Below are 10111 nucleotides of genomic sequence, written 5' to 3'. Positions count from 1 at the left end.
GGAAACGCCCGGTTACATTCCGAACCCGGAAGCTAAGCCTTACAGCGCCGATGGTACTGCAGGGGGGACCCTGTGGGAGAGTAGGACGCCGCCGAACAAACTTTGATAAGAGCTGGTCCCTGAACTTCGGTTCAGGGACCAGCTCTTTTTTGTTTTGCGTCACTTGCCGTTCACGTTGCGCGATCAGCATCCGTCACATGGGGACAGAAGCGTTGCTCAGAGCGGCAGGCGTAGGCAGTGGCGACGAGGTCGTCGTACCCGCGTACGGGAGTGCCGCGGTCGCCGAGGCCGTGGTCTCCGTGGGAGCCATGCCGGTGTTCGCCGACATCGACCCGACCACGTACTGCCTCAGTGCTGACGCGATCGACGCCGTCCGCACCGAGCGCACGGCGGCCGTCGTCGCCGTCCGGCGGTTCGGGAACCAGGCCGACATGCCGCGGCTGCACGCGCTCGGGCAGCGGCACGGGATGCTGGTGCTCGAAGAGGGCGAGCAGGGCGCCACGTACGACGACGTCGCACGGCGGCGGACGCACGCCGAGTACCTCACCGCCCGGCTCACCGGCGTGCACACGCCCGCCGGCGGCGAGAGCCACAGCTATCAGCAGTACGTCGTACGCGTACCGGGCAACGGGCGGCCGGACCGGGACGCCTTCGCGCGGGTCCTGCGGGCCAAGGGAGTGGACTGCCGGGTGCCTGTGAAGACGCCGCTGCACCGCACGCCGCAGTTCTGGCGGGACGTGGAACTGCCGGAGACGGAGCGGGCCGCGGACGAGACCCTCGCGCTGCCCGTCGACGCCTGGCTCTCCCGGCGCGACCTCCAGCGGATCGTATCGGCGTGCAACGCGCTCGGAGGGTTGCTCCAACCGGCGTTTTAGGTACCGGAGCGGGGTGTTTCGAGACCGCCCGAAGTTCGGGTATGATTTATTTCGTTGCCGAGCGGGAAACCGCGAAAGGCGCAACTGGCCCCTATAGCTCAGTCGGTAGAGCGTCTCCATGGTAAGGAGAAGGTCAGCGGTTCGATTCCGCTTGGGGGCTCCGTACGAAAAGGCCACCGCCTCACAGGCGGTGGCCTTTCTCGTTTCGTGGGCCGGTCCTCCGGTGCCTTTCCCGGCACCGGAGTTCAGCTGTGGAGCTCCGGAACGCGCATCGCCAGGATCGCCATGTCGTCCGACGGCGCGTCCGTCGCGAAGCGCTCCACCGCGCGCATGATGCGGGCCGCCACCGCGCCCGCGGTCAGTCCCGTACAGGTCGTCAGGACGTCCGCGAGGCCGTCGTCGCCCAGCATGCGGGTGCCCTCCCGGCGCTCGGTGACGCCGTCGGTGACACAGAGCAGGACGTCGCCCGGGTCGAGCGTCATCGTCTGCTCGTACAGATCGAGGTCCTCCATGACGCCGAGCAGCGGCTGGGGCTCCGCGTACGGCTCGACCGTGCCGTCCTGGCGCAGGCGCAGCGGCAGCGGGTGGCCGGCGCAGACGACCTTCAAGACCGCCGAACCGTCCTCCTGGGGCCACAACTCGCCGTACAGGAGGGTGAGGAAGCGGCTGCGGGTGCCCTCGTCGAGGATCGCCGCGTTCAGACGCTCCAGGACGGCGGGGCCGTCGAAGCCCTCGCGGGCGAGCAGCCGCAGCGCGTGCCGGGCCAGGCCCGTCACGGCGGCCGCCTCGGGGCCCGTGCCGCACACGTCGCCGATGGCGAAGCCGTACTTGCCGTCGCGGATCGGGAACAGGTCGTAGAAGTCGCCGCCGACCTCGTTGCCCTCGCCCGCCGCGCGGTAGATGACCTCGACCTCCACGCCCGGGACCTGGGGCAGGCCGGGCGGGAGGAGGCTGCGCTGGAGGGACTGGCTGATCGCCGTGCGCTCCGAGTACAGGCGGGCGTTGTCCAGGGCGAGGGCGGCCCGGCGGGACAGGTCCTCGGCGAGCTCCAGGATCTCCTGGCGGAAGTGTTCGTCGGAGGGCTTGCCGAGCGTGAGCATGCCGATGACGCGGTTGCGGGCGACCAGGGGCAGGACGACCGTCTCGCCGCCGACCGCGGACGCCGTGGACAGCGAGGTGCCCATGCTGGTCGTGACGGACATGGGCTCGCCGAGGCCGAGGTTGCGCATGGACGCGCGCAGGGCCGACTGGTGGGCGGCCTCGGACGGCGCCTTCCAGATGCGGGCGCCCGGGGTGGGCACCGGCTCCGGCGGGGCGACCTTCTTCAGGAGCGCCTTCAAGCCATCGATGCGCTCCTCGTCCTCGTGCAGGACGTACGAGAGGTACGGCTCCGACGCCTGGTCGGCGATGGTGTAGACGGCGCACCAGGTGGCGAGCGTGGGGACCGTCATCTGCGCCATGAGCGCGAGGGTCTGGTCCCGGTCGAGGGTGCCCGCGAGCAGGTCGGAGGCCTCGACGAGGAAGGAGAGGGAGCCGCGGCGCAGGCGCTGCAGATCGCCGAGGCGGGCCGACTCGATGCCCAGGGCGATGCGGTCGGCGGCGAACTGGAGCCGCAGGGCCTCCTCGTTCGAGTACCGGTTCGGGGCCTCGGCGGCGACGCCGAGCGAGCCCGTGAGGCGGCCCTCGACCTTCAGCGGGACCGTGACGACCGAGCGCATGCCCGTGCTCTTCAGGAGGGGCACGGCGTCCGGGACGACCGTGAGGTCCTCGTGGACGGCGGGCATGCGGGCGGAGCCGTAGCGGCCGGTGCCCGCCTCGACGGGGACGCGGGCGAAGCGCTGGCGGGCGGAGGGGAGACCGGTGGAGGCGCGTACTTCCAGTTCCGTCTCGTCGTCCGTGGCCAGGAGCAGGAAGGCCGCGTCGCCGTCGAGCATGTCGCGGGCGCGCTCGACGGTGCGCTGGAGCAGGCCGTCCAGGTCCTCGGGCGTGGGCGAGCCGATGAAGACCTCGAAGGGGTCGGCGGCGTGCGGCTCGCTGAGGGAGCCGGAGTCGGGCGACGGGCCGCGCAGCGGGGTCTGCAGGACGGCGCGCTCGTCGTCGCGTACCAGCAGACAGACCGTGGAGGGTTCGCCGTCCGTGTCGCGGACGCGCAGGTGCGAGGCGTACACGGGCGTGACGCGGCCGCCGGCGTCGCGGATGCCGTAGCTGCCCTCCCAGCGCGAGAGCTGGAGGGCGTCGGCGATGCCGGTGCTGGTGCCGGGGGTGTGCGGCCAGGCGGCGAAGTCGGTGAGGGGCTTGCCGGTGACCTGCTCGGCGACGTACCCGAAGAGTTCCTCCGCGTCCTCGTTCCAGGCCGAGATCGCGCCGGTCCTGTCGATCTGGACGACGGCGACGCGGACGCGGCCGTCGGTGATCGGGAGCAGGTCCGGCGGCAGCGTCGGCCCCGCGGTGCGGGTGCCCACGGGGCGGTCGGGCAGGTCGAGTTGGAACCAGACCTGCTTGTGCGTGGGGGTGTAGTCGACGCCCCAGCGGGTGGCGAGCGCGGCGCAGAGCTGGAGGCCGCGGCCGCCCTCGCGGTCGGGGCTGCCCATGGTGGCGGGGGAGTTCTGGAGGGGGATCTCGCGCTCGGGATAGCGGTCGGAGACCTCGATGCGGACGGCGTCGTCGGTGCGCAGGCACTGGACGTCGGCGGCGGTGCCCGCGTGCACGACGGCGTTCGTCACCAGCTCGCTGGTGAGGACGACCGCGTCGTCGACGATGTCCGAAAACCCCCACCCCTGAAGGGTGTCCCGGACGAACGAGCGGGCCGTCGCGACGGAACGCCCGACGGGTTCGAAAGTCGCAGCCGCGCGCGCGGTGATCACAGAGCTCCTCGTCCGTTGTCCCCCGGGAATCTGCAGTCCCATGGTGCGGCCGCCCCTCCGATGCCCGCTGAATATGTGTGCCACCGCCCTGGCCGGGCAGGACCGGGGTGGTTGGACAGCCGGATGCCAGGTTACTTACCTTCGCCGTCCATGCTGATGCCGGTCGCCAGTGTTTCCGCCCGGAGGGTGTGCGGACGGTGTGCGAAGCTGCCGAACTGTTATGGCCTGGTTCGGCCATGGTGAAACACTGGGCAGGCTTGATGACGAGAGCCCGAGCAGTACGGTCGACCCTTGCGGGAGGGACACAGTGGAGTCTGGCGCTGCGACGCGGGGCAGTAAGACGCGCGCGAAGGACGGACGGTCCCTGAACGGTCAGCGCAAGCCGCGCAACGGGACGACGGTCACGGTGGAGGCGGCGGCCCTGAACAGGCTGCAGACCGCACTCGTGGCGATGCGGGACGGGAACTTCCGCAAGCGGCTCACGGTCACCGGCGACGACGTGATGTCGGAGATCGCCGCCGTGTTCAACGAGGTGGCGGACCGGAATCTGCACCTGACCGGCGAGCTGTCGCGAGTGCGGCGCACGGTGGGGCGTGAGGGGAAGCTCACAGAGCGGCTCCAGGCCGGGGCGATGGAGGGCTCCTGGGCGGCCGCGATCGACGCGTCGAACGACCTGGTCGACGATCTCGTACGGCCGGTCTCCGAGGTCGGCCGGGTGCTCTCGGCGGTCGCCGACGGCGACCTGGAGCAGCGGATGGAGCTGCGCGCGCACGTGGCGGACGGCAACGGCCATCCGCTGCGCGGCGAGTTCCTGAAGGTCGGGCGCACGGTCAACAACCTGGTGGACCAGCTGTCGACGTTCACCGACGAGGTCACGCGCGTGGCCAGTGAGGTGGGCACGGAGGGCAAGCTGGGCGGGCAGGCCCGGGTGCGCGGCATGTCCGGTTCGTGGAAGGACCTCACGGACTCCGTCAACACGATGGCGTACCGCCTGACGGCGCAGGTGCGGGACATCGCGCTGGTGACGACCGCCGTGGCGAAGGGCGATCTGTCCCGGAAGGTCACGGTGCACGTGGCCGGCGAGATGCTGGAGCTGAAGAACACCGTCAACACGATGGTGGACCAGCTGTCCTCGTTCTCCTCCGAGGTGACGCGCGTCGCGCGCGAGGTCGGTACGGAGGGCGAGCTCGGCGGGCAGGCGCAGGTGCCGGGCGTCGCGGGCGTGTGGAAGGACCTCACGGATTCGGTCAATCTGATGGCCGGGAACCTGACCGCGCAGGTGCGCGGCATCGCCCAGGTCACGACGGCCGTCGCCAACGGAGACCTGTCGCAGAAGGTACGGGTGAGCGCGCGTGGCGAGGTGGCGCAGCTCGCCGGGACCATCAACCAGATGACCGAGACGCTGCGGACGTTCGCCGACGAGGTCACGCGCGTGGCCAACGAGGTCGGCGCCGAGGGGCAGCTCGGCGGCCAGGCCAATGTCCCGGGCGCGGCCGGCACCTGGAAGGACCTGACGGACTCCGTCAACACGGTCTTCCGGAATCTGACGACGCAGGTCCGTGACATCGCCACGGTGACGACGGCGGTGGCGAACGGCGACCTGTCGCAGAAGGTCACGGTCGACGTCGCGGGCGAGATGCTCGAACTCAAGAACACCGTGAACACGATGGTGGACCAGCTGTCGTCCTTCGGTGACGAAGTGACCCGGGTGGCGCGCGAGGTCGGTGCCGAGGGCCAGCTCGGCGGCCAGGCGCAGGTGCCGGGCGCGGCGGGCACCTGGAAGGACCTCACCGACTCGGTGAACACCGCCTTCCGCAACCTGACCGGACAGGTCCGCAACATCGCGCAGGTGACGACGGCGGTGGCGAACGGCGACCTGTCGCAGAAGGTCACCGTGGACGTCTCCGGCGAGATGCTCCAGCTGAAGAACACCGTGAACACGATGGTGGACCAGCTGTCGTCCATGGCCGACCAGGTCACGCGGATGGCGCGGGACGTGGGCACCGAGGGGCGCCTGGGCGGTCAGGCGCGCGTGGACGGCGTGAGCGGCACCTGGAAGGAGCTGACGGACTCCGTCAACTTCATGGCGGGCAATCTGACCTCGCAGGTCCGCCAGATCGCCCAGGTGACGACGGCGGTGGCGCGCGGTGACCTCTCCCAGAAGATCGACGTGGACGCCCGCGGCGAGATCCTGGAGCTCAAGAACACCATCAACACCATGGTCGACCAGCTGTCCGCGTTCGCCGACCAGGTGACGCGCGTCGCCCGGGAAGTGGGTACGGAGGGCAGGCTCGGCGGCCAGGCGCAGGTCCCCGGCGTCGCGGGCGTGTGGCGCGACCTCACGGACTCCGTGAACGGCATGGCGGGGAACCTCACCGCGCAGGTCCGCAACATCGCGCAGGTGGCCACGGCGGTGGCGCGCGGCGACCTGTCGCAGAAGATCGACGTGGACGCGCGCGGCGAGATCCTGGAGCTGAAGAACACCCTCAACACGATGGTGGACCAGCTCTCGGCCTTCGCGGAGCAGGTGACGCGCGTGGCCCGCGAGGTGGGTACGGACGGCATCCTGGGCGGTCAGGCCGAGGTGCAGGGCGTGTCGGGTACGTGGAAGGACCTGACGCAGTCCGTGAACGGCATGGCGAACAACCTGACGCTCCAGGTGCGCAACATCGCCGAGGTCACGACCGCCGTCGCCCGCGGTGACCTGTCCAAGAAGATCACCGTGGACGCCAAGGGCGAGATCCTCGAGCTCGTCACGACCGTGAACACGATGGTCGACCAGCTGTCGTCGTTCGCCGAGCAGGTCACGCGGGTCGCGCGAGAGGTGGGCACGGAGGGCAAGCTGGGCGGCCAGTCCCGCGTCCCGGGCGTCACGGGCATCTGGAAGGACCTCAGCGACAACGTCAACCTGATGGCCAACAACCTGACCATGCAGGTGCGGAACATCTCCCAGGTCGCCGCGGCCGTCGCCAACGGCGACCTGACGAAGACGGTGACGATCGAGGCGCGCGGCGAGGTCGCGCAGCTCGCCGACACCTTCAACACCATGGTGAAGACGCTGAGTTCGTTCGCCGACCAGGTCACCAAGGTGGCGCGCGAGGTGGGCACGGACGGCATCCTCGGCGGCCAGGCCCGCGTACCGGGCGTCTCCGGCACCTGGAAGGACCTCACCGAGTCCGTCAACGGCATGGCGTCCAACCTGACCGGACAGGTCCGCAACATCGCGATGGTCACGACGGCCATCGCCAAGGGCGACCTCACCAAGAAGATCGACATCGACGCGCGCGGTGAGATCCTGGAGCTCAAGACGACCATCAACACGATGGTCGACCAGCTCTCGTCCTTCGCCGAGGAGGTCACCCGCGTCGCCCGCGAGGTGGGCACCGAGGGCCAGCTGGGCGGTCAGGCGCGCGTGCGGGACATCGACGGCACCTGGCGCGACCTCACGGAGTCCGTGAACGAGATGGCCGGGAACCTCACCCGGCAGGTGCGCGCGATCGCGGCCGTGGCCACCGCGGTGACCCGCGGCGACCTCAATCTGAAGATCGACGTGGACGCGGCGGGCGAGATCCAGGTCCTCCAGGACAACATCAACACGATGATCGCGAACCTCCGCGACACCACGCTCGCCAACAAGGAACAGGACTGGCTCAAGGGCAACTTGGCCCGCATCTCCGGCCTGATGCAGGGCCGCCGCGACCTGGAGGACGTCGCCTCGCTGATCATGAGCGAGCTGACGCCGGTGGTCTCGGCGCAGCACGGGGCGTTCTTCCTCGCGATGGCCACCGACGACACGAACGACCCGGGGCGCGACGAGGACGCGTACGAGCTGCGGATGCTGGGCAGCTACGGCTACTCGATGGGGTCGATGCCCACCTCGTTCCGGCCCGGTGAGACGTTGATCGGCACGGCTGCCAAGGAGCGCCGCACGATCCTCATGGAGAACGTGCCCTCCGGCTATCTGCGGATCGCCTCCGGGCTCGGTGAGGCGCCTCCTGCGCAGGTCATCGTGTTGCCGGTGCTCTTCGAAGGCAAGGTGCTCGGGGTGATCGAGCTGGCGTCGTTCCAGCCGTTCACACAGATCCAGAAGGACTTCCTGAGCCAGATCGCCGAGATGATCGCGACGAGCGTCAACACCATCAGCGTCAATACGAAGACGGAGATGCTGCTCAAGCAGTCGCAGGAGCTCACCGAGCAACTGCGCGACCGCTCGGAGGAGTTGGAGAACCGGCAGAAGGCGCTCCAGGACTCCAACGCCGAGCTGGAGGAGAAGGCCGCGCTGCTCGCCCAGCAGAACCGCGACATCGAGGTGAAGAACACCGAGATCGAAGAGGCCCGGCAGGTCCTCGAGGAGCGTGCCGAGCAGCTCGCGGTGTCGATGCGCTACAAGTCCGAGTTCCTGGCGAACATGTCGCACGAGCTGCGGACGCCGCTCAACTCCCTGCTGATCCTCGCCAAGCTGCTCGCGGACAACGCCGACGCGAACCTCACCCCCAAGCAGGTGGAGTTCGCCGAAACGATCCACGGGGCCGGCTCGGACCTGCTCCAGCTGATCAACGACATCCTGGACCTGTCGAAGGTCGAGGCGGGCAAGATGGACGTCAGCCCGACGCGCATCGCGCTCGTCCAACTCGTGGACTACGTAGAGGCCACTTTCCGTCCACTGACCGCCGAGAAGGGGCTCGACTTCTCCGTACGCGTATCGCCGGAGCTGCCCGCGACGCTGCACACGGACGAGCAACGTCTCCTTCAGGTACTGCGGAATCTGCTGGCCAACGCGGTCAAGTTCACCGACACCGGCGCGGTCGAGCTCGTCATCCGGCTCGCCAGCAACGACGTGCCGAACGCGATCCGGGAGCAGCTCCTGGAGGCCGGTTCGCTGCGCGACCCGGACGCCGACCTGATCGCCTTCTCCGTGGCCGACACCGGCATCGGCATCGCGGCCAGCAAGATGCGGGTGATCTTCGAGGCGTTCAAGCAGGCGGACGGCACGACCAGCCGCAAGTACGGCGGCACCGGTCTGGGCCTGTCCATCAGCCGGGAGATCGCGCGGCTGCTCGGTGGCGAGATCCACGCGGCCAGCGAACCGGGCCGCGGCTCCACCTTCACGCTGTATTTGCCCCTGCACCCGAGCGAACTGCCGCCGCAGGGGTACGCCCAGCTCGCCTCGCCCGCGACCCCCGCGCTGCCCGCCCTGGAGAGCCTGAGCGAGGTCGCGGGGAACGCGGCCGCCGACACCACCGCTCCCGGGACGGCGCGCACGGAGGCCCCGGAGCGGCACGCCGGGCCCGCCGCGCTGTTCCGGCGCCGCCGCCGGGCCGTGTCCGCCGCGGAGCCCGTGAACGCGGTTCCGCAGCCGGGCCACGGGGCCGGCGCGGGCGCGCAGGAGCAGTGGCAGGAGGGCGTCGCGCAGGACGCGACGTGCCCGCGCGCGGCGTTCCGGTTCGACGGCGAGAAGGTCCTCATCGTCGACGACGACATCCGCAATGTGTTCGCGCTCACCAGCGTCCTGGAGCAGCACGGCCTGTCGGTGCTGTACGCGGAGAACGGCCGCGAGGGTATCGAGGTCCTGGAGCAGCACGACGACGTGACGGTCGTTCTGATGGACATCATGATGCCGGAGATGGACGGCTACGCGACGACGACGGCGATCCGCAGGATGCCGCAGTTCGCCGGGCTTCCGATCATCGCGCTCACCGCGAAGGCGATGAAGGGCGACCGGGAGAAGGCCATCGACTCCGGAGCGTCCGACTACGTGACGAAACCGGTCGATCCCGATCACCTGTTGTCGGTCATGGACCAGTGGATGCGGGGGGAGTGACGGAGCGTGGTCGCGGCGGCCCTCCCGGCCGCTCTCCCGGACCACGGGTGAGGCGCCGGGAGAAGCCGCGCCGCTACGCGGAGTTGCTGACAGAGTGTGGCCGGCGCCGTGTAGAAGCGCGGTATTCGGGGAACCTTCTGGTCCGCCACTGCGTTTCTGCTACGTGCACAGTGACATCGCGGTGACAGGGTGTGGCGACGGGCGGGGTGCGGCTACCATGACCGGCACAAGGACGGACGGCGCAAGGGAGTCGTCCCCTGGGGCGGCGCCCGGTGTACCGCCGGGGCGAGGAGGGCGGGCCATGGTGCAGAAGGCCAAGATCCTCCTGGTCGATGACCGGCCGGAGAATCTGCTGGCGCTGGAGGCCATCCTCTCTGCGCTCGATCAGACGCTGGTGCGGGCATCGTCCGGGGAGGAAGCGCTCAAAGCGCTGCTGACGGACGACTTCGCGGTGTAACTGGTTAGGTCTGTGGGGGCTGGTGGGCATGCTGGATCGCCGGGTGGCCCGGGGTTTCAGGAGGTGGTGGGTGTCCAGGGGCTGCCGCGCATGG

General features: G+C 69.7%; 3 protein-coding genes, 1 tRNA gene, 1 rRNA gene and 1 pseudogene. 5 read left to right on the top strand and 1 reads right to left on the bottom strand.

Annotation, left to right across the window (positions count from 1 at the left end):
- The 3 genes from rrf to IG74_RS0142495 form a co-directional block, all read left to right on the top strand.
- A 5S ribosomal RNA gene (rrf, locus tag IG74_RS48425) occupies positions 1-97 on the top strand; the annotation flags it as partial.
- A 100-nt stretch (positions 98-197) separates the two neighbouring features.
- The gene (locus tag IG74_RS0142500; protein ID WP_030688732.1) at positions 198-875 is read left to right on the top strand and encodes a DegT/DnrJ/EryC1/StrS family aminotransferase; all 678 of its coding nucleotides are present in this window, start codon (positions 198-200) and stop codon (positions 873-875) included.
- 87 nt (positions 876-962) lie between these two features.
- Positions 963-1035 (top strand) — tRNA-Thr (locus IG74_RS0142495).
- 85 nt (positions 1036-1120) lie between these two features.
- On the opposite strand, the gene IG74_RS0142490 is transcribed toward IG74_RS0142495, so the two are convergent.
- The gene (locus IG74_RS0142490; protein WP_234334640.1) at positions 1121-3781 is read right to left on the bottom strand and encodes a SpoIIE family protein phosphatase; all 2661 of its coding nucleotides are present in this window, start codon (positions 3779-3781) and stop codon (positions 1121-1123) included.
- Between the two features lie 265 nt (positions 3782-4046).
- On the opposite strand from IG74_RS0142490, the gene IG74_RS0142485 reads away from it, so the two are divergent.
- Both IG74_RS0142485 and IG74_RS53880 read left to right on the top strand, forming a co-directional pair.
- A complete protein-coding gene (locus IG74_RS0142485; RefSeq protein WP_030688728.1) occupies positions 4047-9560 on the top strand; it encodes a HAMP domain-containing protein in 5514 nt (1837 codons plus the stop codon).
- A 217-nt stretch (positions 9561-9777) separates the two neighbouring features.
- Positions 9778-10014: pseudogene (locus IG74_RS53880) on the top strand (response regulator); the annotation flags it as partial.
- Positions 10015-10111 lie beyond the last annotated feature (97 nt).

It is taken from the genome of Streptomyces sp. NRRL B-1347, assembly GCF_000720325.1.
Lineage (GTDB): Bacteria > Actinomycetota > Actinomycetes > Streptomycetales > Streptomycetaceae > Streptomyces.
The sequence above is the reverse complement of the archived record's forward strand: the minus strand, read 5'-3'. Positions and strand labels throughout refer to the sequence as shown.